This is a genomic window from Zoogloea sp., assembly GCF_044344315.1.
Lineage (GTDB): Bacteria > Pseudomonadota > Gammaproteobacteria > Burkholderiales > Rhodocyclaceae > Zoogloea.
This window is the reverse complement of the sequence record NZ_JBIJDC010000075.1, coordinates 1-23,000: the sequence shown is the minus strand read 5'-3', so window position 1 is coordinate 23,000 and position 23,000 is coordinate 1. Positions and strand designations below refer to the sequence as shown.

General features: G+C 61.3%; 23 protein-coding genes and 1 pseudogene. 14 read left to right on the top strand and 10 right to left on the bottom strand.

What is annotated here, in order from left to right; all coding sequences use genetic code 11:
- The 5 genes and pseudogenes from ACIQ09_RS15345 to ACIQ09_RS15325 all read left to right on the top strand — a co-directional run.
- A pseudogene (locus tag ACIQ09_RS15345) lies at positions 1-293 on the top strand (succinate--CoA ligase subunit alpha); the annotation flags it as partial.
- A gap of 139 nt (positions 294-432) precedes the next feature.
- Positions 433-1,203, top strand: a complete 771-nt coding sequence (locus ACIQ09_RS15340; protein ID WP_398311636.1) for a PP2C family protein-serine/threonine phosphatase — start codon at positions 433-435, stop codon at positions 1,201-1,203.
- Positions 1,204-1,227: 24 nt separating this feature from the next.
- Positions 1,228-1,911 carry an FHA domain-containing protein gene (locus tag ACIQ09_RS15335; protein WP_398311633.1) on the top strand — a complete coding sequence of 228 codons (684 nt, stop codon included), beginning with the start codon at positions 1,228-1,230 and terminating at the stop codon, positions 1,909-1,911.
- A 151-nt stretch (positions 1,912-2,062) separates the two neighbouring features.
- On the top strand, positions 2,063-2,833 hold the full coding sequence (locus ACIQ09_RS15330) for a 3',5'-cyclic-nucleotide phosphodiesterase (protein WP_398311630.1): 771 nt from the start codon (positions 2,063-2,065) through the stop codon (positions 2,831-2,833).
- 86 nt (positions 2,834-2,919) lie between these two features.
- Positions 2,920-5,277, top strand: a complete 2,358-nt coding sequence (locus ACIQ09_RS15325) for a GspE/PulE family protein (protein WP_398311627.1) — start codon at positions 2,920-2,922, stop codon at positions 5,275-5,277.
- A 27-nt stretch (positions 5,278-5,304) separates the two neighbouring features.
- Here the strand turns inward: ACIQ09_RS15325 and ACIQ09_RS15320 are convergent, their stop codons facing one another.
- Together ACIQ09_RS15320 and tsaE are read right to left on the bottom strand one after the other, a co-directional pair.
- A complete protein-coding gene (locus ACIQ09_RS15320; protein ID WP_398311642.1) occupies positions 5,305-6,678 on the bottom strand; it encodes an N-acetylmuramoyl-L-alanine amidase in 1,374 nt (457 codons plus the stop codon).
- Positions 6,675-7,343 carry a tRNA (adenosine(37)-N6)-threonylcarbamoyltransferase complex ATPase subunit type 1 TsaE gene (gene tsaE / locus ACIQ09_RS15315; RefSeq protein ID WP_398311624.1) on the bottom strand — a complete coding sequence of 223 codons (669 nt, stop codon included), beginning with the start codon at positions 7,341-7,343 and terminating at the stop codon, positions 6,675-6,677. Before tsaE ends, ACIQ09_RS15320 begins: the two co-directional genes overlap by 4 nt.
- On the opposite strand from tsaE, the gene queG reads away from it, so the two are divergent.
- The 3 genes from queG to murI all read left to right on the top strand — a co-directional run bounded on the left by queG (position 7,224) and on the right by murI (position 9,933).
- Positions 7,224-8,270: a tRNA epoxyqueuosine(34) reductase QueG gene (queG, locus tag ACIQ09_RS15310; protein ID WP_398311639.1), complete on the top strand. Its 1,047-nt coding sequence runs from the start codon at positions 7,224-7,226 to the stop codon at positions 8,268-8,270. The genes tsaE and queG overlap by 120 nt on opposite strands.
- Before the next feature lie 81 nt (positions 8,271-8,351).
- The gene (locus ACIQ09_RS15305; RefSeq protein ID WP_398311621.1) at positions 8,352-9,053 is read left to right on the top strand and encodes an N-acyl amino acid synthase FeeM domain-containing protein; all 702 of its coding nucleotides are present in this window, start codon (positions 8,352-8,354) and stop codon (positions 9,051-9,053) included.
- 70 nt (positions 9,054-9,123) lie between these two features.
- Complete coding sequence (murI, locus tag ACIQ09_RS15300) at positions 9,124-9,933, top strand: glutamate racemase (protein WP_398311618.1); 810 nt, start codon at positions 9,124-9,126, stop codon at positions 9,931-9,933.
- 30 nt (positions 9,934-9,963) lie between these two features.
- On the opposite strand, the gene ACIQ09_RS15295 is transcribed toward murI, so the two are convergent.
- Positions 9,964-10,515, bottom strand: coding sequence for a cob(I)yrinic acid a,c-diamide adenosyltransferase (locus tag ACIQ09_RS15295; RefSeq protein ID WP_398311615.1), 552 nt, complete (start codon positions 10,513-10,515; stop codon positions 9,964-9,966).
- A 147-nt stretch (positions 10,516-10,662) separates the two neighbouring features.
- Here ACIQ09_RS15295 and alaS point away from each other — a divergent pair, with 147 nt between their 5' ends.
- Together alaS and ACIQ09_RS15285 are read left to right on the top strand one after the other, a co-directional pair.
- Positions 10,663-13,287 carry an alanine--tRNA ligase gene (alaS, locus tag ACIQ09_RS15290; protein WP_398311613.1) on the top strand — a complete coding sequence of 875 codons (2,625 nt, stop codon included), beginning with the start codon at positions 10,663-10,665 and terminating at the stop codon, positions 13,285-13,287.
- A gap of 7 nt (positions 13,288-13,294) precedes the next feature.
- On the top strand, positions 13,295-13,846 hold the full coding sequence (locus tag ACIQ09_RS15285; RefSeq protein ID WP_374476162.1) for an NUDIX domain-containing protein: 552 nt from the start codon (positions 13,295-13,297) through the stop codon (positions 13,844-13,846).
- Positions 13,847-13,924: 78 nt separating this feature from the next.
- Here the strand turns inward: ACIQ09_RS15285 and ACIQ09_RS15280 are convergent, their stop codons facing one another.
- From ACIQ09_RS15280 to ACIQ09_RS15260, 5 genes are all read right to left on the bottom strand, one after another.
- The gene (locus tag ACIQ09_RS15280; protein WP_398311609.1) at positions 13,925-15,307 is read right to left on the bottom strand and encodes a phosphomannomutase/phosphoglucomutase; all 1,383 of its coding nucleotides are present in this window, start codon (positions 15,305-15,307) and stop codon (positions 13,925-13,927) included.
- An 82-nt stretch (positions 15,308-15,389) separates the two neighbouring features.
- A complete protein-coding gene (locus ACIQ09_RS15275) occupies positions 15,390-16,361 on the bottom strand; it encodes a hydrolase (RefSeq protein WP_398311606.1) in 972 nt (323 codons plus the stop codon).
- The gene (locus tag ACIQ09_RS15270; protein ID WP_398311603.1) at positions 16,358-16,789 is read right to left on the bottom strand and encodes a YybH family protein; all 432 of its coding nucleotides are present in this window, start codon (positions 16,787-16,789) and stop codon (positions 16,358-16,360) included. The genes ACIQ09_RS15275 and ACIQ09_RS15270 overlap by 4 nt, the downstream gene beginning before the upstream one ends.
- A 79-nt stretch (positions 16,790-16,868) precedes the next feature.
- Positions 16,869-17,069 carry a zinc-finger domain-containing protein gene (locus ACIQ09_RS15265; RefSeq protein ID WP_398311600.1) on the bottom strand — a complete coding sequence of 67 codons (201 nt, stop codon included), beginning with the start codon at positions 17,067-17,069 and terminating at the stop codon, positions 16,869-16,871.
- A 17-nt stretch (positions 17,070-17,086) separates the two neighbouring features.
- Positions 17,087-18,007 carry a branched-chain amino acid transaminase gene (locus ACIQ09_RS15260; RefSeq protein WP_398311597.1) on the bottom strand — a complete coding sequence of 307 codons (921 nt, stop codon included), beginning with the start codon at positions 18,005-18,007 and terminating at the stop codon, positions 17,087-17,089.
- Positions 18,008-18,124: 117 nt separating this feature from the next.
- Between ACIQ09_RS15260 and ACIQ09_RS15255 the strand changes: the two genes are divergently transcribed.
- The 3 genes from ACIQ09_RS15255 to mnmA are packed head-to-tail and all read left to right on the top strand — an operon-like array spanning position 18,125 to position 20,239.
- Positions 18,125-18,580, top strand: a complete 456-nt coding sequence (locus ACIQ09_RS15255; RefSeq protein ID WP_398311594.1) for an NUDIX hydrolase — start codon at positions 18,125-18,127, stop codon at positions 18,578-18,580.
- The gene (locus ACIQ09_RS15250; protein ID WP_398311591.1) at positions 18,577-19,137 is read left to right on the top strand and encodes a hypothetical protein; all 561 of its coding nucleotides are present in this window, start codon (positions 18,577-18,579) and stop codon (positions 19,135-19,137) included. The genes ACIQ09_RS15255 and ACIQ09_RS15250 overlap by 4 nt, the downstream gene beginning before the upstream one ends.
- Positions 19,127-20,239 carry a tRNA 2-thiouridine(34) synthase MnmA gene (gene mnmA / locus ACIQ09_RS15245; protein ID WP_398311588.1) on the top strand — a complete coding sequence of 371 codons (1,113 nt, stop codon included), beginning with the start codon at positions 19,127-19,129 and terminating at the stop codon, positions 20,237-20,239. The genes ACIQ09_RS15250 and mnmA overlap by 11 nt, the downstream gene beginning before the upstream one ends.
- 64 nt (positions 20,240-20,303) lie before the next feature.
- Here the strand turns inward: mnmA and ACIQ09_RS15240 are convergent, their stop codons facing one another.
- On the bottom strand, positions 20,304-20,933 hold the full coding sequence (locus ACIQ09_RS15240) for a lytic transglycosylase domain-containing protein (RefSeq protein WP_398311585.1): 630 nt from the start codon (positions 20,931-20,933) through the stop codon (positions 20,304-20,306).
- A 3-nt stretch (positions 20,934-20,936) separates the two neighbouring features.
- On the bottom strand, positions 20,937-22,655 hold the full coding sequence (locus ACIQ09_RS15235; RefSeq protein WP_398311582.1) for a proline--tRNA ligase: 1,719 nt from the start codon (positions 22,653-22,655) through the stop codon (positions 20,937-20,939).
- A gap of 156 nt (positions 22,656-22,811) precedes the next feature.
- Here ACIQ09_RS15235 and ACIQ09_RS15230 point away from each other — a divergent pair.
- A partial coding sequence (locus ACIQ09_RS15230; RefSeq protein WP_398311579.1) for an NUDIX domain-containing protein occupies positions 22,812-23,000 on the top strand: 189 nt, incomplete at its 3' end.

The following is a 23,000-nucleotide window of genomic DNA, read 5'->3' as shown; positions in this document are numbered from 1 at the left end:
TGCGCATGTTCAACGACGATCCGGATACCGATGCGGTCATCATGATCGGCGAAATCGGCGGTCCGGACGAAGCTGAAGCTGCCGAATGGTGCAAGGCCAACATGAAGAAGCCGATCGTTGGCTTCATCGCCGGTGTGACTGCCCCTGCGGGCAAGCGCATGGGCCATGCGGGTGCACTGATCTCCGGCGGTGCCGATACGGCCGATGCCAAGCTCGCCATCATGGAAGAGTGCGGTTTCACCGTGACGCGCAACCCGTCCGAAATGGCCAAGCTGCTGAAGGCCATGCTGTAACCGGCTCTCGAGCCTGATACGCACCGCGCCCGCGCTTATGCTCGGGCGCGGTTTTCATTTGTGGAGTGGCTTTTGTGGCGATTGCCGCGTACCGAGGGCTGTCTCGGGTAAAGTGTCTGGCTATGGCTGAAAGTTGAGCGTGAACAAAGGGAAGGCAAACTGGCGGATGGCGATGGCATCCCACATCGGGCAGGTGCGCTTGCGCAATGAGGACTGTGTGGCCTGTGACGAGTCACAGGGGCTCGCCGTCCTGGCCGATGGCATGGGCGGTCACGCTGGCGGTGCCGAAGCCTCCCGGATGGCAGTGCTTACCTGGATGGACCGCCTTCACGCGGTTGCGGACGGCATGCTTGTCGAGGATGATCTGCGCCATGCTGCCCATCTCGCCAACCGTGCCGTTTTCATGGCTTCCCGTCGGGATCCTGGCTTGCGGGGTATGGGCAGCACGCTTGTAGCAGGCTGTTTTCGGCCCGATGGGGTGCTGTTGGTATCCAATGTGGGTGATTCACGTCTCTATCGCCTGCGCGGAGATACCCTTGAGTGCCTCACCCGGGATCACAGCGTATTGCGGGCGCAGTGCGACGCGGGCATGATTGAGTCCGCATCCGAAGGCCCTGCAGCGCTTCGCGGCTTGTTGACGCGGGCGATCGGTGTGGAGGCGGAGGTTGTTCCGGATGTCGCCGTGTTTGCCCTTGAGCCCGATGATCATTACCTGCTTTGCTCTGATGGCCTGACCGATATGGTGCCCGATGCAGATATCGCCGAGATACTGGTCACGCTCGGTGGCAGCCCCCAGGTGGCAGCAGAACACTTGGTCGATCTGGCTAATGACCGGGGGGGAATGGATAATGTATCGGTTATCGTGGTGTCGTCTTCTGCGTCTGTGCGGCTTGGCACAGAGCTCGGCTAAGGCTGGTTTCGGATAGGAAAAGCAATGCCCAGGTTGATTTTGAGCATGGATGGTCTGGTGCTGAAGGAAATGCCCCTCGAGAAGGAGCGCACGACCATTGGCCGCAAGCCTAATAACGATATCCAGATCGACAATCTGGCCATCAGCGGTGAGCACGCGGCGATCGTGACCATTCAGAACGACGTCTTTCTTGAGGACCTGAACAGCACCAACGGTACCTATGTAAATGGCCAGCCGGTCAAGAAGCACGTTCTCCAGAACAATGACGTGGTCGAACTGGGTAAGTATCGGTTGAAGTTTCTCTCCGAGCATAGCGCTGGGGGGAGCGAGCAGGACGAGGCGGTGGCCTTCGGCTCTGCAGTGGCAGTCGATAGCCCTGCCGCAGGTGCCCCCACCTCTGGCGAGCCTGCGACAGTGGCCGCGCCTGCTGCCAACGTCGTTGGCATGATCCAGATTCTCAGCGGGACCCATGCGGGCCGTACGCTGGAGTTGTCTAAATCCCTGACTACGCTGGGTAAGCCTGGCACCCAGGTGGCCGTGATCACCCGACGTCCTCATGGCTATTTCATTACCCATGTCGAAGGCACCGTGTTCCCGGTGGTCAACGGCCATTCCCTTGATGCTCAAGCCCATCGCCTCAATGATCACGACATAGTCGAAATCGCTGGCGTGAAGATGGAGTTTTTCTCCCAGACTGTCCAGCAATAGGGATGATCGCAAGGCCGCGGAACTGAAGCGTGATATTTCTGACGTCGAATGTCCTCGCTCAATCGTATCCTGTTGCACCGACGTTCGATTTGATTTCGGTGCCTGGGCATGACGTCCAGTTGCCCCTCTTGCGGAAATTCATGGGTACAAGATGAAGGTGCGGGTTCTGGGGTGCAGTGGCGGAATAGGTGGGCGCGACCAGCGCACCACGGCACTGCTGGTCGATCACGACATCCTGATCGATGCAGGCACCGGGGTGGGTGATCTGGAGTACGACGAGCTCCTGAAGATTGATCACGTCTTCGTCACCCATGCGCACCTTGACCACATCGCGATGATCCCTCTGCTGGTGGACACGGTGGGTGAGGCGCGATCCATGCCTATCGTGGTGCATGGCTCCCCTGAGACTCTGCGTATCCTGCGCTCGCACATCTTCAACTGGCTGGTGTGGCCGGACTTTTCATCCATTCCTGATCGTCACAACCCCTTTCTGCGTTTCCAGGAAATGCGTGTGGACGAAACGGCCAAGCTCGGTGACGGCCGGCAGATCAAGGCTCTGCCTGCGCTACATACTGTGCCGGCGGTGGCCTACCAGGTGTCTGGTGAGGGAGGGAGCCTGGTGTTTTCTGGCGACACGACCTACTCGGAACCACTGATCGCAGCCATCAACGACATCCCGGATTTGCGCTACCTGATTGTTGAAACGGCATTTCCTGATGCACTCCACGATCTGGCTCTGGCGTCCCGTCACCTGTGTCCGAGTCTGCTAGCGGTTTTTCTTGAGCGGATCAATTCAAATCCAGAGGTGTGGATCACTCACCTCAAGCCCAGTCGGGCACAAACAACCCTGGACGAGATTCTGAGTTACTGTGGCCGCTTTTCACCCCGGGCGCTTTACAACGGGCTCGAACTGGTCCTTTAGCCTCAGCGTCTGGCGGAGGGAACGGAGGCTCGGCTTAGGAGTCCGCTCCAAGGCCCCCGCCCCAATTTTCCGGAGCAGACCCAAGCATGAGCAGCATTCATAAGGGTGGCGTGAGTGATGTAGCCAGCAGGCTAGCCTTTTTCAAGGGGCTGCAGACGGTTACCAACCGCATCCACGCTACCGAGAATATCGACGAGATCATTTTCGAGCTGTCTGCAGACATCTGCTCGTTGTTTGCTGCGGACCGTTTGACCATCTATGTGGTTGACGAGAGCAAGACCACCATCTCGTCCCGGGTCAAGACGGGTCTGCACAGCATTCGCACTATCCGCCTGCCCATCGCGGAGAACAGCGTGGCGGGTTATGTTGCCCTGACCGGGCAGATGCTCAACATTCATGATGCCTACGACGAGCAGGAGCTCAAGGCCATCTCGATGCGCATGGAGTTCCGTCGCGAGGTTGATGAGCGCACGGGCTATCGTTGCCATCAGATGCTCGTGGCGCCCATCTCCAATGCGGAGAGCGGTGATGTACTAGGCGTCATCCAGCTCATCAATACCCGGAGTGGAGAGGTGTTCTCGGCCATCGCCGAGGAAGGCATTCAGGGCCTGGGACAGACGCTGGCCGTTGCTTTTGCTCAACGGCGTCATGCCCTGGTGCAGCCCAAGTCCAAGTACGAGGGGCTGGTCAATGATGCCAAGCTCACCAGCGCCGAGCTTGAGGCGGCCACCAGCCAGGCGAGGGAGCGGGGAATCTCCCTTGAGCAACTGCTACTCGACGATTACAAGCTCAAGCCCGTAGACATCGGCAGCGCCATCTCGCGTTTTTTTGGGGCTCCCTATGAGCCCTTCCGGCCGGATCGGGTCAAGCCCCTGGATCTGCTCAGGAACCTAAAAAAGGATTACGTGCAGCAAGCCCAGTGGCTTCCCCTTGAGGAAAACCCTGAGGGGCTGCTGACCCTGGTGACGGATCCTGAGCAGGCTGTCGCTTCGCGTGTCGTCCAGAATGTGTTTCCGAAGGCTACGCCCGTGTTTTGCGTGACCACCCAGCTGGAGTTCATGCAGACGGTTGCCCAGTTTTTCGGGGGGAGTGGAAGCGATGATGGCTCGGTTTCCGAACTTCTTTCGGACATGCAGGACGACGATGGCGATGGCAATCCCATCGCCGAGGATGTCTCTGCAGCAGCAGACAACGAACTCGTCAAGTTGGTGAACCGCATCATCATTGATGCCCATCGTCAGGGGGCTTCGGACATCCATATCGAGCCACGCCCCGGCAAGGAAAAGACGCAGATCCGTTTTCGTCGCGATGGCTCCTTGGTGCCCTACATCGAGGTTCCGTCCAGCTATCGCAGCCCGATTGTCACGCGCATCAAGATCATGTGCGATCTGGATATCTCCGAGCGGCGCAAGCCTCAGGACGGTAAGATCAAGTTTCGTCGTTTCGGGCCGCTCGATATCGAGCTTCGCGTGGCAACCGTGCCAACAACCGGCGGGTTGGAGGATGTGGTCATGCGTCTTTTGGCCAACAGCGAGCCCCTACCCCTCGAGAAGCTGGGCTTGCTGGACAGCAACTACGAGCGGCTCAAGCAGACCATCGCCAAACCCTATGGCATCTTTTTTGTCTGCGGTCCTACCGGATCGGGCAAGACGACAACGCTGCACTCCATTCTGGGGCATATCAACACCCCGGAAACCAAGATCTGGACTGCCGAGGATCCGGTGGAAATCACCCAGAAGGGGCTCCGTCAGGTGCAGGTCAACCGCAAGGCGGGCCTTGATTTTCCGACGGTGATGCGCTCCTTCCTGCGTGCCGACCCGGATGTGATCATGGTCGGCGAAATGCGTGACAAGGAGACGGTGTCGATCGGCCTTGAGGCCTCGCTCACCGGGCACCTGGTGTTCAGTACCCTGCACACCAATAGCGCACCGGAATCCATCGTGCGTCTGCTGGACATGGGGATGGATCCTTTTAATTTTGCCGATGCTTTGCTCGGCATTCTGGCGCAGCGACTGGCCAAGCGCCTGTGCGGTAAGTGCAAGAAGTCTTACCATCCCACAGAAGATGAAATCCGCCACATGCTGGACGAGTACTGCGAGGATCTCCGTCAGACTCCTGCCTTCGTGGAGGACCCCCTGGCAGCACGTGAACAAATCATGGCGGGCTGGCGTCAGCGCTATGCCGACAGCAAGGGGCGCTTCACCCTCTATGAGCCGGTGGGTTGCGACCAGTGCAACTTGGGCTACAAGGGGCGGCTTGGCCTCCATGAGCTCATGGTGGGTACCGACCGCATCAAGGCCCTGATCCAGGAGCGAGCGAGAGTGGCCACCCTGCTGTCCGCTGCCCTCGACGAGGGCATGCGAACCTTGCGTCAGGATGGCATTGAAAAGGTGTTGGGCGGGGTCACCGATTTGAAGCAGGTACGCAAGGTGTGCATCCGCTAAGTCGCCACGCTGGTGTCTGGGCAGGCCTCAGTTAAGGCTGGCGAGGCGAGACTTGGACATCGGCGGGTTCTTGGCGAAGTAGCGCCTTAGCCCGCGCAGGATGGCTTCAGCCATCCTGTCCTGGTAGGCCTCGTCATTCAGGCGCGCTTCCTCCTCGGGATTCGATATGAATGCTGTTTCGATGAGGATGGATGGGATATCCGGCGCCTTGAGAACCGCAAAGCTGGCTTGCTCCACCTCGCCTTTATGAAGGCGATTGATACCTCCGAGTTCGCCTAGTACCGCCTTGCCCACCTTCAGACTGTCGTTGATGGCCGCTGTCTGGGATAAATCAAGCAGGGTGCGCGCGAGATGGCTGTCCTTGACCCCCAGATTGACGCCGCCGATGAGGTCTGCCGCATTTTCCTTTTGTGCCAGCCAGCGTGCGGCGGTGCTGGATGCGCCCTTGTCGGAGAGTACAAAAACCGAACTTCCCCGCGCGCTTGGGCTGATGAATGCATCTGCGTGAATCGACACGAAGAGGTCTGCCTGGACGCGGCGGGCCTTGGCCACCCGTTGCTGGAGAGGCACGAAATAGTCTGCGTCGCGGGTCAGCATTGCGCGCATGTTAGGTTCGGCGTCGATGCGTGCCTTCAGGCGTCGCCCCACCGACAGGGTGACGTTCTTCTCGTAGCTGCCGGCCGCGCCGACGGCACCCGGATCTTCTCCACCATGTCCGGGGTCGATGGCAATGGTGATCAGACGGGTGACGGCTGGTTCATCTTCGGAGCCTGGCTTGCGCGTCTTGGGGCGATCGACGGGCGTTTCCCGAGGCGATGTGTCGGGCTTGCGTTCCGCTTCAGCCAGGCGCCGGGCAGGGGGTTCCTCGGCTTTCTCTGGCAGGCCCGGCGGCGTTGCCCCACCTGCTGCCGCTTCTTCCGGCGAGAGCTTTTCCAGAAGGGCCAGTAGGGGATCGACCGGCTCCGCAGGATAGAGATCCAGGACCAGTCGGTGGCCGTACTCGCCGATGGGTTTCAGGGTGAAGACCTGGGGAACGATTTCGGCCTTGAGCTCGATGACCAGTCGTACGACCCCGGGACGGTTGCGGCCGGCCCGGATGAGCTGGATGTAGGGGTCCTGGCCAGTGATCTTGGTGGGCAGGGACTGCAAAATGCTGTTCAGTTCCAGGCCTTCCAGGTCCACCACCAGCCGCTCCGGATTGCGCACCGAGTGATGGCTGAAAACCAGGGGTTCCCGGCTTTCGATGGTGATGCGGGTGTAGTCCCGGGCAGGCCACACCCGTACCGCCATCACCGATGCTGAGGCAGCAACGCTGTTGCGACTGACCAATAACACAAGACCTGCAGCGGCTGAACCGATCAGGCGTCGGCGTGTGATCTTGCCGCCACCCGCCGATGTCAGGGGGAGGACTCCGCGCTTGTATCCAGATCCTGAATGCACTTTTGACCCTCCCTGCTCAGTGGCTGCAGGGTGAGTGTTCGCCCACCACTGGTGCCAAGTTGCAGATGGATTTCCAGATCGGCCGCAGGTAGGAAAGGCTGGGCCCGGTCCGGCCACTCCACGAGACGGATTCCGTCACCCTCGAAATACTCTTCCAGGCCGGCTTCAAGAAACTCATTTGCATGGGTGAAACGATAAAAATCAAAGTGATATACGACTATTCTAGAATCTTTATATGGTTCGACCAAGGTATATGTCGGACTCTTCACTTTCCCTGTGTGGCCCAAACCTCTGAGAAGGCCGCGGCTCAGGGTTGTCTTTCCTGCCCCCAAGTCGCCCAGGAGGTAGATCGTCATGCGCGGTGGTAGGGCGCGGGCCAGTCGTTCGCCGATGGCCAAGGTGGCATTTTCATCGGGTAGGTGCATGGGCCGCGTCGGACCGCTATCATCAAAGGCATGAGCTTGGGGCACGATAATTTTTCCGGTGGACAGGGCGGTCTTGCGTCCCTGGCTGCCAATATCAAGGCGTGGGGGCTGGAGTTGGGCTTCGACGAGGTCGGGATCGCTGATACCGATCTCCGGGACGCTGAGCCGGGGTTGCAGGCGTGGCTTGATGCCGGCTGCCATGGGCAAATGGATTATATGTACAAACACGGGCTAAAGCGGACCCGGCCGGCTGAGCTTGTCCCGGGAACTTGCCGGGTTGTATCTGTACGCATGTCCTACCTCGGCGAGGGCGAAAGCCCCACCGAGGTCTTGCAGGATTCAGCCAAGGCCTATGTGTCCAGATATGCCCTGGGACGCGACTACCACAAGGTGTTGCGCAGTCGCCTGCAGCGCCTGGCTGACCGGATCACGGCTGATGCTCCGCACGGGTACAGGGTCTTTGTGGATTCAGCACCCGTTATGGAGGTTGCGCTGGCCGAGAAGGCTGGGCTGGGTTGGCGTGGCAAGCACACGCTGCTGTTGTCACGGCAGGCTGGTTCCTTCTTTTTTCTTGGCGAGATCTACACGGATCTGCCGCTTCCCGTGGATGACCCAGTGCGGACTCATTGCGGCGAGTGCTCGGCCTGCATTCCGGCCTGCCCGACCGGTGCCATCATTGCGCCCTACAAGGTCGACGCCCGTCGCTGCATCTCGTATCTGACGATAGAGCTCAAGGACGCCATTCCCGAAGAGTTCAGGCCGCTGATTGGTAACCGCATCTACGGATGTGACGATTGTCAGCTCGTTTGCCCGTGGAACCGCTTCGCTCGACAGTCCACCGTGTCTGATTTCACACCTCGGCATGGGCTTGACGGCGCCAGACTGGTAGAGTTATTCCTGTGGTCGAAAGTGATCTTCGAAGAGCGAATGACAGGTAGTCCTATCTACAGAATCGGTTACGAGCGCTGGTCCAGAAATGTTGCGGTCGCGCTTGGAAATGCCATTGGCGTGCCAATGGCTGTCGGCGCTCTGGAGTCCCGTCGCGACGATCCATCCCCCATGGTCAGGGAGCATGTGTTGTGGGCTTTGAAGCAACACAATATTCCGCGTCCAGAAGCCGCGGTATAGTATGTGATGATGTTTCGAAAGCCGCCCAAACTCCCCGTTCAGGTTGACAGTGCGCCGCAGACGCTTGCGGAGGTTACGGCCATGGAGTCTTGGCGCTTTGATCCTCTTTGCATCGCCGAGGATGATCCCAAGGTCGATGCGCCGAGCGAGCGCCAGGATAAGTTCCGCATCAAGATGCTGATGCGTGATGGAGAGCGTCGTCGCGAGACCGAACTGCTCATTCAAAAACGGTATGCCTGGCGCGGCTACGGGCAATTGGGCTCGATGGACGAGCCCAATCAGCTCACCATGAATGCCGAGCTGTTTGGTCGGGTTTATGCCACGCTGACGGTCAACGTTGACTCTCCTGCGGGTTTGGCCCTTGATAAGACTTACGGCATGGAGGCTGCGCGTCTGCGGTCTCAGGGGCGCAAGCTGTGCGAGTTCGGGCGTTTTGCCATCGATCCCTCCGCGCGCTCCAAGCGTTTGATCGCCTCCCTGTTCAATCTCCTCTACATCTACTCTTATCGGGTCAAGGGGTGTACGGACATCCTTATCGAGATCAATCCCCGTCACCGGGATTTCTACGAGAAGCTGCTTGAGTTCAAGCAGATGGGTGGTGAGCGTATGTGTGAGCGCGTCAAGGCGCCGGCACTGCTGATGCATCTGTCTTGCGCCACCATTGAAAGCCGTCTTCGGGAGATCGGCGGGAAATGGCGTGAGTTGCCCGACGAAAAGTCTATCTACAAGTTCGCCTTCACCCCGGAGGAAGAAGCCGAGCTGGTCGCCCGCCTCGGTTACTGAGCTGCGACAGGCCGTCCGCGCGGGAGGCGGACTGGCGTAGAATCCGCGCTTCCTCTTTTCATCCAACACCATGTCTGAAACCGGCGCGCTGCCCATCGGAGTCTTCGATTCCGGCGTGGGCGGCCTCACTGTCGTGCGGGCGCTGATGGAGCGCCTGCCCCTCGAGAACATCGTTTACTTTGGCGATACGGCCCGTGTGCCCTATGGCGTCAAGTCGGTGGCAACCATCGAGCACTTTACGGGCCAGATCACCGACCATCTGCTCCACAAGGGCGTGAAGATGCTCATCATCGCCTGTAACACCATGGCCGCGGTGGCGTCCCAAGTGGTAAAGGACAAGGCCGGGAGTATTCCCGTGCTGGATGTGATCGATGCGGGTGCCCGCGCGGCGGTGGCCGAGTCTCGTTCCAGAGCAATCGGCGTGATCGGTACTCCGACAACGGTCAATAGCAATGCCTACGCCCGGCGCATGCATGCCCTTGATCCCCGGGTTCGTGTGTATTCCCAGGCCTGTCCACTCTTCGTCCCGCTGGTAGAGGAGGGGTGGCTCGAGCACGAGGTAACGCGACTCACTGCCCAGGAATATCTCAAGCCTGTGCTGGCCGAGAATGTCGATACCCTGGTGTTGGGATGCACCCACTATCCCTTGATCAAGCCTCTGATCCAGGATGTGGTCGGGCCGGACGTGCGTCTCGTCGATTCGGCGATCACTGTTGCTGAGCAGGCGGCCCGCAAGCTGGCTGAGTTAGGGATCGCAAATTCCGGCGAGAATCTGCCGACCTATCGCTATACCGTCACTGACATACCGCTGCGCTTCCAGACCATCGGCGAGCGTTTCCTGGGGCGTTCCCTCGGGCTGGTGGAAAAAGTTGATTGGTAAAAAAGGGCTGCCGGTCGGGCAGCCTTTTTTTCAGGCGTTCTTCCTCTTCTGCCACAGCACGTCGCCACGGCCGCCGGCCCGGTTGAGCACCCGGCCGAGCACGAAGAGGAGGTCGGAAAGGCGGTTCAGGTACTGGCGCGGTGCGTCATTCACCGCTTCCTCCTGGGCCAGCGCAACGATCATCCGCTCGGCCCGCCGGCAGATGGTGCGTGCCTGGTGACTCAATGCCGCGGCACGCGTGCCACCGGGGAGGATGAAGTCCTTCAGGGGCTCCAGATCATCGTTGAACCGGTCCAGTTCGTCTTCAAGGTATTGCACCTGCTTTGCGGTGATCATCTCCATGCCCGGAATGCACACCTCGCCTCCCAGGTCGAAGAGATCGTGCTGCACGTTGGTGAGCAGGGCGCGCACGTCTTCCGGCAGCTCTTCGCAGAGCATGATGCCGATGGCCGCGTTGGCTTCGTCCACCTCGCCGAGAGTGTGGATGCGCAAGCTGTTCTTGGATACCCGGTTGCCATTGCCGAGGCCGGTGGTGCCGGCGTCGCCGGTGCGGGTATAGATCTTGGAAAGGCGGTGGCCCATGTCTGCTGTCTCCTGATGGAGTTGATGTTATTGGAGTGGCGATTATAGCCAGCCGGGCCGGGCGGGGAGGGATGCTACAATTTCGGGCTCTGAAACTTGACCTTTCCCCGACCGTCGCTGTTTGAGACACCCGGAGACCCCACGCCGATGAAAAGCGCCGAAATCCGCCAGAAGTTCCTCGAATTCTTCGCCTCCAAGGGCCACCAGATCGTAGCGTCCAGCTCTCTCGTGCCCCATGAGGATCCGACCCTGCTGTTCACCAACGCAGGCATGAACCAGTTCAAGGATGTTTTCCTCGGCTTCGACAAGCGCCCCTACAGTCGTGCCACCACGTCCCAGAAGTGCGTGCGTGCCGGCGGCAAGCACAACGACCTGGAAAACGTTGGCTACACCGCCCGTCACCATACCTTCTTCGAGATGCTGGGCAACTTCAGCTTCGGTGACTACTTCAAGCGTGACGCGATCAACTATGCCTGGGAGCTGCTCACCGTCGTCTTCGGGCTGCCCAAGGACAAGCTCACCGTCACGGTTTACGCCGAAGACGATGAAGCCTACGACATCTGGACCAAGGAAATCGGTGTCCCGGCGGAGCGGGTGATCCGCATCGGTGACAACAAGGGCGCGCGCTACGCCTCCGACAATTTCTGGATGATGGGTGACACCGGCCCCTGCGGCCCCTGCACCGAAATCTTCTACGACCACGGCGAGCACATCTGGGGCGGCCCGCCCGGGTCGCCCGATGAAGACGGCGACCGCTACATTGAGATCTGGAACAACGTGTTCATGCAGTTCAACCGTGACGAGGCCGGCGTGATGCACCCGCTGCCCAAGCCCTCGGTGGATACGGGCATGGGCCTCGAGCGGATCTCCGCCGTGCTCCAGCATGTGCATGCCAACTACGAGATCGACCTGTTCCAGGCGTTGATTGCTGCGGCCGCCCGCGAGACCTCCGGTGCCGACATGGACAGCCCGTCCCTCAAGGTGCTGGCTGACCACATCCGTGCCTGCTCCTTCCTGATCGCCGACGGCGTGATCCCCGGTAACGAGGGCCGTGGCTACGTGCTGCGCCGGATCATCCGCCGCGCCATCCGCCACGGTTACAAGCTGGGCGCCCGTGCGGCCTTCTTCCACAAGATGGTGCCCGATCTGGTGGCCGAGATGGGCGAGGCCTACCCCGAGCTGAAGGCCGGCCAGCAGCGCGTCACCGACATCCTCAAGCAGGAAGAGGACCGTTTCTTTGCCACCATCGAGAACGGCATGGCCATCCTCGAAGGGGAGCTGGCGGCGATGGCTGCCGCTGGCAGTGCCGTTTTCAACGGCGAGACCGCGTTCAAGCTGCACGATACCTTCGGCTTCCCGCTGGATCTGACCGCCGACGTGTGCCGCGAGCGCAACGTGACCGTCGACGGGGCGGCCTTTGATGCGGCCATGGCCCGGCAGAAGGAGCAGGCCCGCGCCGCCGGCAAGTTCAAGATGGCCACCAACCTGGAGTACGACGGCCCGGCGACCACCTTCCACGGCTATGACGGCCTGGAAGCCAAGGGCAATGTGCTGGCCCTGTACAAGGACGGTGTTCCGGTCAATGAGCTGTCCGAAGGCGACATGGGTGTTGTCGTGCTGGACGACACGCCCTTCTACGCCGAGTCCGGCGGTCAGGTGGGTGACCGGGGCGAGCTGCGCTCCGTGCATGGCATCTTTGCAGTCGAGGACACCCAGAAGATTCAGGCCACCGTCTTTGGTCATCACGGTGTGGTCAAGACCGGCAAACTGAGTGTCGGCAATGGCGTCACCGCCCGGGTCGACACCCAGGCCCGCGCCCGCACGGCCCGTCATCACTCTGCCACTCACCTGATGCACAAGGCCTTGCGCGAAGTGCTCGGCGAGCACGTGCAGCAGAAGGGCTCGCAGGTTGATCCTGACAAGACCCGTTTCGACTTTGCCCATACCAAGCCGGTGAGCGCCCAGGAGATCGCCCGCATCGAGCGCCTCGTCAATGATGAGATCCTCGCCAACGCGGCCACTGAAGCCCGTGTAATGGACATCGAATCCGCCCAGAAGACGGGCGCCATGATGCTCTTCGGCGAGAAGTACGGTGACGAGGTGCGAGTGCTCAGCATCGGTTCTTCCAAGGAACTGTGTGGTGGCACCCACGTGGCCCGTACGGGTGACATCGGCCTGTTCAAGATCACCCTCGAAGGTGGCGTGGCGGCTGGTGTACGGCGTATCGAAGCCGTGTGCGGCGACGTGGCGGTGGCCCTGGTGCAGGACCAGCAGGCGCTGCTTGAGGGGGTGACCAGCGCCCTCAAGGCCCAGCCTCAGGAAGTGCTGTCCCGCGTGCTTCAGGTGATGGACAACGTGAAGGCGCTGGAGAAGGAACTGGCTCGGCTCAAGAGCAAGCTGGCTGCCAGCCAGGGCGACGACCTGGTGAGTCAGGCGGCGGATGTGGCTGGGGCCAAGGTGCTGGCTGCAGTGCTCGAAGGTGCAGATTCAACGGCCCTGCGCGAGACGCTCGATAAACTCAAGGACAAGCTCAAGAGCGCCGCCGTGGTGCTGGCGAGTGTGTCCGACGGCAAGGTCAGCCTGATTGCCGGCGTGACCCCAGACCTGACCGGCAAGGTCAAGGCCGGCGAGCTGGTGAACTTTGTTGCCCAGCAGGTGGGTGGTAAGGGCGGTGGTCGTCCCGACATGGCCCAGGCCGGTGGCACCGACGCGGCAGCATTGCCGGCGGCGCTGGCATCGGTGGCGGCCTGGGTTGGCGGCAAGCTGGGTTGAGGGTGTGATGAGCCAAGCGTCCTGGCGTTTCTGTCCCCAGTGTGGCAGCCCCCTTGAATGGGGGCATGTGGCCGGTGCCGAGCGGCAGGCCTGCTACACCCCTTCCTGTGGTTTCGTGCGCTGGGACAATCCCTTGCCTGTGGTGGCGGCGGTGATCGAGTGCGTGGACCGGGAGGGCGCAATCCTGCTGGCCCGCAATCATGCCTGGCCGGAGCGGATGTTTGCGCTGGTCACCGGTTTTCTGGAGAAAGGCGAGTCGCCGGAAGAGGCGGTGGCCCGTGAGGTGAAGGAAGAGGTCAATCTCGACGCAGTCTCGGTGCGGCTTCTCGGTGCTTATCCCTTCCTGCGTAAAAATGAGCTGCTGCTCGGCTATCACGTGCAGGCGCGGGGCGACATCGTGCTGAATGAAGAGTTGGCCGAGTTTCGATTGATTGCGCCGGATAGATTGCGCCCGTGGCCTCAGGCCACAGGGCAGGCAGTGCGCGACTGGATGCTGTCCCGAGGGATGGCGCTGCCGGAGATCGTCGAAGGTAATCTGTTCGCCCACGCTGATCTGTAGCCGTTTCCGGAGCGCTCCATGCAAAAGGGCCACCCGATTGGGTGGCCCTTTTGCTTCTTCAAACCTGTTGCCAGGGTGTCAGAAAGGCAGCTGGATGCCCGGCCAAACGCCTTCGATGGCGCGGCGGAAATCGGCCTGGATGCGCTCGATGGCCTCCTGGGTATCCGCTTCGAAGCGCAGCACCACCACCGGGGTGGTGTTGGACGGGCGGGCAAGGCCAAAACCGTCGGCGTACTCGACACGCACACCGTCGATGGTGAGCATGCTTTCCGCGCCCTCGAAGCTCGCTTCGGCCTTGAGCTTGTCCACCAGGGCGAAGGGTTCGCCTTCGTTCATCTTGATGTTCAGCTCTGGTGTGCTGATGGCGTCGGGCAAGCCCTTGAGGACCGGGTTGGCGTCGGGCTGACGGGACACGATCTCGAGGAGGCGGACGCCGGTGTACAGGCCGTCGTCAAAGCCGTACCAGCGCTCCTTGAAGAAGACATGGCCGCTCATCTCGCCGGCCAGGGGGGCGCCGGTTTCCTTGAGTTTGGCCTTGACCAGGGCGTGGCCGGTATTCCACATGGTGGGCTTGCCACCGCGAGCCTTGATCCAGCCAGCCAGGTTGCGGGTACATTTGACGTCGTAGATGATCTCGCCGCCCGGCACGCGGGTGAGCACGTCTTCGGCAAACAGCATCAGCTGGCGGTCGGGGAAGATGATCTCGCCGTCCTTGGTCACTACGCCCAGGCGGTCACCGTCACCGTCGAAGGCCAGGCCGATCTCGGCGTCCGTTTCCTTCAGGGCACGGATCACGTCGGCCAGGTTTTCCGGCTTCGATGGGTCCGGGTGGTGGTTGGGGAAGTTGCCATCCACTTCGCAGAACAGCTCGACCAGTTCGCAGCCGAGGCGCTTGAAGAGTTCCGGTGCCACTGCGCCGGCCACGCCATTGCCGCAGTCCATGACAATTTTCATGGGGCGGGAGAGTTTTACGTCACCGATGATCTTGTCGACGTAGGCGGGAACAACATCGGCCTGGGTGAGCTTGCCCGGGACGGCGGCATTGACCAGGTTGCCATCGATGATGCGCTGCCGCAGGGCCTGGATGAGTTCGCCGAACAGGGTTTGACCACCGAGGACCATCTTCAGGCCGTTGTAATCGGGGGGGTTGTGGCTGCCGGTGACGGAGACACAGGAGTTCGTGCCCAGCTCGTAAGCCGCGAAGTAGGTCAGCGGGGTGGGTACGCAGCCCACGTCCACCACGTCCACGCCAGCGGCACGAATGCCGTCAGAGAGGGCTCCTGCCAGCTCTGGCCCTGATAGACGGCCGTCCCGGCCGACGGCGATGGCCTTCTGGCCTCGCGCGACGGCTTCCGAACCGAGGGCATGGCCGATGGCTCGGACGGCTTCGGCGGTCAGTGTCTTGTCGACGATGCCACGAATGTCATAGGCCTTGAAGATCTCGGGGGCAGGGACGAACATGCTGGAGGCTCCGCTTCTGGGAAATGAAAACCGGATTATACGCGGTGCACCATGACGCCCCCATGCCCATGGGGGAGGGGGGTCAGGAATTGTGACTGATCGTGAAAAAATGCACCAGACGCCCGGGAAGCCAATCGAGATGACCAGGCCATCCACCGGAGACAAAACCCACATGTCCGCCTTCCTCAGGTTGCTCGAGGGTGACGAAGGAGGAGACGTCCTTGCGGCTGGGCAGGAAGCTCGCCGGCAGAAAGGGATCGTTCAGCGGGTTGATTACCAGTGTGGGGATGCTGATCTCCTTCAGGTGGGCTTTGCTGGACGCCCGGTGCCAGTAGTCATCGGTATCGCGAAAGCCGTGTAGTGGGGCGGTGACGAGATTGTCGAACTCATAGAGGTTGGTGGTACGCAGCATGGCCTCGAGGTCGAACAGTTCGGGGTGCTGGCGCAGCTTGGCTGCGGCATTGTGTTTGAGTGTAGCGAGGAAGTGCCGGGTGTAGAGGCGGTTGAAGCCCTTGCTCAGGTTGTGCCCGGCCGCGGCCATGTCGAGGGGCGGGCAGACGGCCGCTGCGGCATGGATGGTTTGGCAGGCATCGCGCCCACGGGTGCCGAGCCACAGCAGCAGTGCGTTGCCGCCCAAGGACACCCCCGCTGCGTAGCGTGGAAGCTGCGGGTGCAGGGTGGCGAGTCGCTCCAGTATCCATCCGATCTCGTCCGCGTCGCCGGAATGGTAGGCTCGGGGCAGCCGGTTGGGCTCGCCGGAGCAGCCACGAAAGTGTGGAACCACACCGTTCCAGCCCAAGCGCGTGAGCATGCGCATCAGGCTGCGCGCGTAGGGTGACTCGCTGGAGCCCTCGAGACCGTGGAAGAGGACGACGAGCGGCGCGCCCGGCCGATGGGGCAGCCAGTCCAGGTCTATGAAGTCTCCATCCGGGGTGTCCCAGCGTTCGCGCCGGAGATCGGGCAGGGGCCCCTTGCGAAGAAGGGGCCAGATGGTCTGGGCGTGCCCCCCGGGCAGCCAGCGAGGCGCGATGTAGCGGGTGATGGATGGCGTCAATGGATGACGTGGGGGCAGTCGTTGCTGTGCAGGTTGTCCATGTCTGGGGCCGGTGAGGCGTGATGCATCACCATCTTCCAGCCGAGCGCACCACGGGCGAAGACGTTGGTGGCTATGATCGGCGGATGGAGGCGATCATCTCCCTCCACGTGGACGTGCTGATGGACCGTGTGCACGGCTGTCATCAGGTTGGACCAGCGCACCGGGTGGGTGGCGCTGACGGTGATGCGGGCGCCGCTGGCGAAGAGCTGACGCCAGGATTCCCGGATGGCGACCAGGCCGATCAGACGAATGCTGCCCGGATGAACGCAGACGACTTCGTCATCCTCGGACCAGACAGCCATCATGCGGTCGATATCGGCGTGGGCCAAGGCTGCGTAGAAGGCGGCTTCCGCTTCGTCGGGTGTAGTGAAGATGGGATTGCTCATGAGGGGCTCCCCGGATGGACGTCTTGACGTGACACGGGGGCGTTGCCGCCCCCGTGCTGGCCGAAGCCTGTGTCGAAGCTCAGTGATGTCCCTTGGGCAGCTCGCCGGAGAAGACATACTGGGCACCACAATACGGGCAGGTGGCCTTGCCTTCGGCAGTCACGTCCAGGAACACGCGCGGATGCCGGGCCCACAGGGGGGCGTCGGGCATTGGGCAGTGGAGCGGGAGCGCCTTGGCCGTCACTTCGATCGGCTTGGTCTTGTCCTGATTCTCGGGCATGGATCTCTCCTGGGATCTTAGATGAATGACAGCCAGTGTTCGTATTCGGGTGCCTTGCCGTTCACGATCTCGAAGAAGCGCGACTGCAGCTTCTCGGTGATCGGGCCACGGGAGCCTTCACCGATGACGCGGCCGTCGAGCTCACGGATCGGGGTGACTTCAGCCGCCGTGCCGGTGAAGAAGGCTTCGTCGGCGATGTAGATGTCGTCACGGGTGATGCGCTTGGAGATTACTTCGAGGCCGAATTCCTTGGCGACCTGGATCATCGAGCTGCGGGTGATGCCGGTGAGGGCGGAAGCAATCTCGGGTTCGTAGATGGCGCCATCCTTGATCACGAAGAGGTTCTCGCCAGCGCCTTCGGCCACAAAACCGTTGGTGTCGAGGAGCAGCGCTTCATCGTAGCCGGCGTCGGTGGCTTCCAGGTTGGCCAGGATGGAGTTGGCGTAGGTGGAGGCCAGCTTGGCGCGGGGCATGGTGACGTTGACGTGGTGACGGGCGAAGGATGATGTCTTTACCCGGATGCCGCGCTGCAGGCCATCTTCACCCAGGTAGGCGCCCCACGGCCAGGCGGCAATGGCCACATGCACCGTCGCCCCCTTGGTGGAAATGCCCATCTTCTCGGAGCCGTAGAAGGCGATCGGGCGGAGGTAGCAGCTTTCGAGTTTGTTCACGCGCACGACTTCCAGCTGTGCTTCCATGAGAACTTCCTTGGTGTAAGGAATGTTCATCATGTAGATCTTGCCGGAGTTGAGCAGACGCTGGGTGTGCTCGGCAAGGCGGAAGATCGCTGTGCCCTTGACGGTGTTGTACGCGCGGACGCCCTCGAACACGGACAGGCCGTAGTGGAGGGAGTGCGTTAGCACGTGGGTGGTCGCTTCGCGCCACGGCACGAGTTTGCCGTCGTACCAGATGAAACCGTCGCGGTCTGCCATTGACATTATGGGGATCTCCAGCTGAAAACAGTGAATTCAAACCCCCAATTCTAGCTCATTCCGAGCGGCTGCGGACCGCCGCTCGGAAGGGGGTAAAATGGGGTCTTTGTCTGCAGGATCGCCATGAGGAGTTGGAAGCCGAATGTCACGGTCGCGGCCGTGGTGGAGCGCGATGGGCGCTTCTTGTTGGTGGAGGAGGAGACCGACGACGGGCTGCGCTTCAATCAGCCTGCCGGTCACCTGGAGCAGGGTGAGTCGCTGATTGAGGCCGCCTCGCGGGAGGCGCTGGAAGAAACCGCCCATGTATTCCGCCCGTCCTTCCTGGTCGGGATCTATCAGTGGCCCCGACCGACCGGTGATGTGACCTATCTGCGTTTTGCCTTTGGCGGTGAGCTATGCGGCTTCGAGCCTGAGCGTTCGCTGGATGCGGGTATCGTGCGCGCTGTGTGGATGACGCTTGACGAGCTGAAGTTGACGCGGGAGCGCCATCGCAGCCCGCTGATTCTTCAGTGCTGCGAGGATTACCTCGCCGGGCGGAGATATCCGTTGGAGCTGATCCGCCACTATGACGCACCATGAAGTACGTTTTTGTCGCGGCACTGCTGTGGGCGGGTATCGCTCTGGCAGACGAGCACGCCACCGTCTGTTTCAACTACGGTTGCGTGGCCCGGCAGGAGGTGATTTTTTCGGAAACCAGGCTCACCGAGCTTGGAGGGCGGCTGAGGTTGGCGGACACGCCAGTGGCCGAGCGGGCGATTCTGTCTCTGGTGGTTGGCCAGCTGTACCTGTGGGCAGGTGAGCAGTCGCCGATTCAGGCGGACCGCCCGGGGGACTTCCTCGACGATGGTGTCCATGGAATGATGGATTGCATCGACCATGCCGAGACGACCTCCGGTTTTCTAAGAATGATGGAAGGCCGTGGCCTCTTACGTTTTCATGCTGTGGAGCCGATTCAGCGCAGGGTACGCTGGTTGGTGGCCCAGCATTTCTCGGCGGTGATTCGCGAGAAGAGTGGTGAGGTGCCTGAAGGCGGGGCGCGCTTTGTGGTGGATTCGTGGTTCGGGGAGCATGGCGATCCGGCCGTGGTGTTACCCCTGGAAGACTGGCTGGATGGAGAGGGACCGAATGTCTCGTAAGGAAAAAGTCGTTGTCGGCATGTCCGGCGGAGTGGATTCGTCTGTGGCGGCATTGCTGCTCAAGCAACAGGGCTATGACGTGGTCGGCCTGTTCATGAAGAACTGGGAGGATGACGACGATAGCGAATACTGTTCGACCCGGGAGGATCTCGTCGATGTGGTGTCGGTGGCCGATGTGCTGGGCATCGAACTGGAGGTGGTGAATTTCTCCACGGAGTACAAGGATCGGGTCTTCGCCGATTTCCTGCGGGAGTACGAGGCCGGGCGTACGCCGAACCCGGACATCCTGTGCAATTCCGAAATCAAGTTCAAGGCCTTCCTGGATCACGCCATGGCCCTTGGCGCCGACCGCATTGCCACCGGGCACTATGCGCAGGTGCGTGAATGGACCAACGACGGGCGGACGGAATACCAACTGCTGAAGGCAGAGGACGGTACCAAGGACCAGAGCTATTTCCTCTACCGCCTGAATCAGGCCCAGTTGTCCAAAACCCTGTTTCCCATTGGTCACCTTTACAAGCGCGATGTGCGCAAGATGGCCGAAGCTGCCGGTCTGCACGTGCACGCGAAGAAGGACTCCACCGGCATTTGTTTCATCGGTGAGCGCCCCTTCCGGGAGTTTCTGTCCCGCTATCTGCCCGCCCGGCCGGGTGAGATCCGCACGCTGGATGGCAACAAGGTCATCGGCCAGCATCAGGGCTTGATGCATCACACCATCGGCCAGCGCAAGGGGCTGCAGATCGGTGGCATCAAGGGCAATCAGGATGACGCCGGCGATCACGATGCCTGGTATGCGGCAGTCAAGGATGTGGCCAGCAATGTGCTGTACGTTGTGCAAGGGCACGATCATCCTGCCTTGCTCAAGGACCGGATGATTGCTGCCGACCTGTCGTGGGTGTCGGGGCGGGATCCGCGCACCCACTGGGTTTACACCGCCAAGCCGCGTTATCGCACGCCGGATGCCCCCTGTGAGATTGATGTCTTGGCCGGCGGGCGGGCCGAGATTGCCTTTGCCCAGCCTCAATGGGCGGTGACGCCAGGGCAGAGTGTTGTGATCTACGAAAGCCGCGCGTGCCTTGGTGGCGGGATCATCGTGGGATGATTCAGGTATCTTGAATGCAGAACGGGCGCCTGCTGGGCGCCCGTATCGTTCATATGCCTTTGTTTCAGGGGCTCTGGGCCAGTCGGTAGCTTGGGTAGGACCAGTTGTGTTCCCAGGCCGCACGGACCATGTTTGGATACTCGGCCTTGCCCAGGCTCCCGTTGTAACGACCGAGGGCGCGGAAGAGATCGCCCTTCTCGATGTCAAGGTAGTGGCGCAGGATCGTGCATCCGAAGCGCAGGTTGGTGCGCATGTGAAAGAGGTTGGTGTCTTCGGTGCCGATGAGACGGGCCCAGAAGGGCATTACCTGCATGTAGCCACGGGCACCGACCGACGACACCGCATACTTCTTGAAGCCGCTTTCCACCTGGATCAGTCCCAGGACAAGCTGCGGGTCGAGACCCGCCCGGCTGGCTTCGTAGTGCACCGCGCGAAGGAGTTCCGAGCGATAGCTTTCGTCGGGAATGCGCCTCGCCAGGCGTTGCGACATCTCGGAGAGCCAGCGGGCCCGCTCCGCCGAACGCTGGAAGCTCGCATCAAGGGGCGCCTGATCCGCCACCGCAGCGTGCAGGGCTGCCTGCACGCTGGCGGCGAGGGGCTGATATTGCTGATTGCCGGCCCATGCGCCAACCCCTGCTCCCATCAATGACAGGGCAAGGAAGCTTGAAGCGAGGGTGCGGCTCAATGCAGCCATGGGTCAGCCCTTCAGCTTGCCGATGACGAGGCTGGCCACTTCGTTGAGGGCCAGCTTGGTGGCTTCCGCGTCGCGACGCCCTTGATACTCGACCACACCTTCCTTCAGACCGCGGTCGCCAATGACGACGCGATGCGGCGTGCCGATCAGTTCATTGTCGGCCAGCAGCGAACCGGGGCGTTCGTCCCGGTCGTCGAGGAATGCATCGATGCCCGCTGCAACAAGCTCGGTGTAGAGGGCGTTGGCTGCGTCGCGCACCGCATCCGACTTGGCGTAGCCCATGGGCACGATGGCAACCTGGAACGGGGCGATGGCGTCCGGCCAGATGATGCCGCGTGCGTCGTTGTTCTGCTCGATGGCAGCACCCAGGATGCGCGACACACCGATTCCGTAGCAGCCCATCTCCATGATCTGCTCCTTGCCCTGCTCGTTGAGGAACTTACAGTTCAGGGCTTCGGCGTACTTGGTACGGAGCTGGAAAATGTGGCCGACTTCGATGCCACGACAGATCTCAAGGGTGCCCTGCCCATCGGGTGAGGGATCACCGGCCACGACATTGCGCAGGTCGGCCACTTCGGCCTCCGGGAAATCGCGCCCGATGTTCACGCCGGTGTAGTGATGGTCGTCCTCGTTGGCGCCGGTAACGAAGTCGGCCATGGCGGCCACGCTGCGGTCCATCACCACGCGGCCCTCAAAGCCCACGGGGCCGAGCGAGCCTGCGTTGGCACCAAACGCGGCAAGAATGGCGGCAGGGGAGGCGAAGGTCAGCGGATTCTTCACACCAGCGATCTTTTGGGCCTTTACTTCGTTCAGTTCGTGGTCGCCACGCAGGAGCAGCAGCACCGGCTTGTTGCCGGTGCTGTCGTCACCGTCGACGACGATGGCCTTGACGGTGCTCGTGGCCGACACCTTGAGGAAGGCAGCCAGTTCGTCGATGGTCTTGACGCCCGGCGTATGCACCTTGGTCAGGGCTGCGCTTGCGGCCGGGCGCGGCGTGGTGGGCGCCAGGGCTTCGGCCAGCTCCACGTTGGCAGCGTAGTCGGACGTGGGGCTATACGCGATGTCGTCCTCGCCGGTTTCTGCGATGACGTGGAATTCATGGGAGCCCGTGCCGCCGATGGAGCCGGTGTCGGCAGCCACCGCGCGGAACTTCAGGCCGAGGCGGTTGAAGATGCGGTGGTAGGTGTCGTACATGTTGCGGTATTCCCGCTGCAGGTCCTCGAAGGAGCTGTGGAAGGAATAGCCGTCTTTCATCAGGAACTCACGCCCGCGCATGACACCAAAGCGCGGCCGGATCTCGTCACGGAACTTCATCTGCACCTGATAGAAGTGCTTGGGCAGTTGCCGGTAGCTCCTCAAGTCACGACGCACGACGTCGGTGATGACTTCCTCGTGGGTCGGGCCGATCACGAAGTCGCGGTCGTGGCGGTCCTTGAAGCGCAGCAGCTCAGGGCCGTAGAAGTCCCAGCGCCCGGATTCCTGCCAGAGCTCGGCGGGCTGGACGGCGGGCATGAGCAACTCGATGGCGCCGGCACGGTTCATCTCTTCCTTCACGATAGCCTCTACCTTGCGCAGGGCACGAAGGCCAAGAGGCATCCAGGTATAGATACCACCCGCGAGCCGTTTGATCAGGCCCGCCCGCATCATGAGCTTGTGACTAATGACTTCGGCGTCGGACGGGGCTTCCTTGAGGGTGGAGAGGAAGAACTGGGAGGCACGCATGGACCGGATCCGTTGAAAGTACAGCCTGTAATTTTAGCGTGCACAGCGCGGACTGGCAGCGCTTGTCGTGCAGCGCACCGAATCAGGGCGTTGTTCTTTCACGACAGGGGGAAATGTGGAAGAATTCCGGCCAGTTCATGAATTAAAGGTTGCACCATGCTCGACCGTGAAGGCTATCGGCCTAACGTCGGCATCATTCTGGTGAATGCGCGCAACGAAGTTTTCTGGGGCAAACGGATACGAGAACATTCCTGGCAGTTTCCGCAAGGCGGAATCAAGCACGGCGAATCGCCGGAACAGGCCATGTACCGTGAGCTCTTCGAAGAAGTCGGCTTGAAGCCTGAG

Excerpts from the sequence above, each read along its gene's own strand:
- ACIQ09_RS15335 (WP_398311633.1), top strand. The coding sequence starts at position 1,228 with ATGCCCAGGTTGATTTTGAGCATGGATGGTCTGGTGCTGAAGGAAATG.
- ACIQ09_RS15330 (WP_398311630.1), top strand. The coding sequence starts at position 2,063 with ATGAAGGTGCGGGTTCTGGGGTGCAGTGGCGGAATAGGTGGGCGCGAC.
- ACIQ09_RS15325 (WP_398311627.1), top strand. The coding sequence starts at position 2,920 with ATGAGCAGCATTCATAAGGGTGGCGTGAGTGATGTAGCCAGCAGGCTA.
- tsaE (WP_398311624.1), bottom strand. The coding sequence starts at position 7,343 with ATGGCAGCCGGCATCAAGCCACGCCTGCAACCCCGGCTCAGCGTCCCG.
- ACIQ09_RS15305 (WP_398311621.1), top strand. The coding sequence starts at position 8,352 with ATGGAGTCTTGGCGCTTTGATCCTCTTTGCATCGCCGAGGATGATCCC.
- murI (WP_398311618.1), top strand. The coding sequence starts at position 9,124 with ATGTCTGAAACCGGCGCGCTGCCCATCGGAGTCTTCGATTCCGGCGTG.
- ACIQ09_RS15295 (WP_398311615.1), bottom strand. The coding sequence starts at position 10,515 with ATGGGCCACCGCCTTTCCAAGATCTATACCCGCACCGGCGACGCCGGC.
- alaS (WP_398311613.1), top strand. The coding sequence starts at position 10,663 with ATGAAAAGCGCCGAAATCCGCCAGAAGTTCCTCGAATTCTTCGCCTCC.
- ACIQ09_RS15285 (WP_374476162.1), top strand. The coding sequence starts at position 13,295 with ATGAGCCAAGCGTCCTGGCGTTTCTGTCCCCAGTGTGGCAGCCCCCTT.
- ACIQ09_RS15280 (WP_398311609.1), bottom strand. The coding sequence starts at position 15,307 with ATGTTCGTCCCTGCCCCCGAGATCTTCAAGGCCTATGACATTCGTGGC.
- ACIQ09_RS15270 (WP_398311603.1), bottom strand. The coding sequence starts at position 16,789 with ATGAGCAATCCCATCTTCACTACACCCGACGAAGCGGAAGCCGCCTTC.
- ACIQ09_RS15265 (WP_398311600.1), bottom strand. The coding sequence starts at position 17,069 with ATGCCCGAGAATCAGGACAAGACCAAGCCGATCGAAGTGACGGCCAAG.
- ACIQ09_RS15260 (WP_398311597.1), bottom strand. The coding sequence starts at position 18,007 with ATGTCAATGGCAGACCGCGACGGTTTCATCTGGTACGACGGCAAACTC.
- ACIQ09_RS15255 (WP_398311594.1), top strand. The coding sequence starts at position 18,125 with ATGAGGAGTTGGAAGCCGAATGTCACGGTCGCGGCCGTGGTGGAGCGC.
- ACIQ09_RS15250 (WP_398311591.1), top strand. The coding sequence starts at position 18,577 with ATGAAGTACGTTTTTGTCGCGGCACTGCTGTGGGCGGGTATCGCTCTG.
- mnmA (WP_398311588.1), top strand. The coding sequence starts at position 19,127 with ATGTCTCGTAAGGAAAAAGTCGTTGTCGGCATGTCCGGCGGAGTGGAT.
- ACIQ09_RS15240 (WP_398311585.1), bottom strand. The coding sequence starts at position 20,933 with ATGGCTGCATTGAGCCGCACCCTCGCTTCAAGCTTCCTTGCCCTGTCA.
- ACIQ09_RS15235 (WP_398311582.1), bottom strand. The coding sequence starts at position 22,655 with ATGCGTGCCTCCCAGTTCTTCCTCTCCACCCTCAAGGAAGCCCCGTCC.